This window comes from Bartonella sp. AA78NXGY, from assembly GCF_042197005.1.
GTDB lineage: Bacteria > Pseudomonadota > Alphaproteobacteria > Rhizobiales > Rhizobiaceae > Bartonella.
On the sequence record NZ_JBHIRI010000110.1, the window covers coordinates 1 to 536 of the forward strand.

Here is a 536-nt window from a genome sequence, read left to right on the forward strand (position 1 = left end):
ACCAATCAAGCTATACGAGTTAGCTGATGGCGCTGTGAAGAACATGATGTTACAAATAATGATATTTGCTAGCAATCCATGGGGGGCGCGAAAAGGGCTGTTAAAGACATTGAAACAGGAGCGTCTTGGGTCGTGAGTGGACATGTGATTGATGATGCTTGGGAAGGTGCTGGTCAATTCTGGGGAGGTGTTGAGGATGCGTTTATAGGGGATATAGATTACGTAAAAGAGAATCTTGAAAAAGCAGAAGTTAACGGAGCTTTTAATGCTGGTTTTGAAACTGGAAGATTATCAGCCGGAGTGTTAGAAAACTTTGCTGGAGGAGCTGGAGCAGCCAAGGGAGCTATAAATCTTGGCAACAAGGCTGTGATCAAGTTCATTGCTAGGAAAGATTTTGCCCAATTCGCTTCCAAGAAAAATCTTGCCAAACTTGCAGCTCAAGGAGATCCTGACAAACTAGCTGCTAGGAAAGAACTAACTAAACTCGCTGCTAAAGAAAAAAAGCTTTGGTTAAAAAAGAAACCCACTAAATTTAC

General features: G+C 42.2%; 1 pseudogene. It reads left to right on the plus strand.

The window, feature by feature from the left end:
- Positions 1 to 132: 132 nt before the first annotated feature.
- A pseudogene (locus ACFINL_RS09915) lies at positions 133 to 536 on the plus strand (hypothetical protein); the annotation flags it as partial.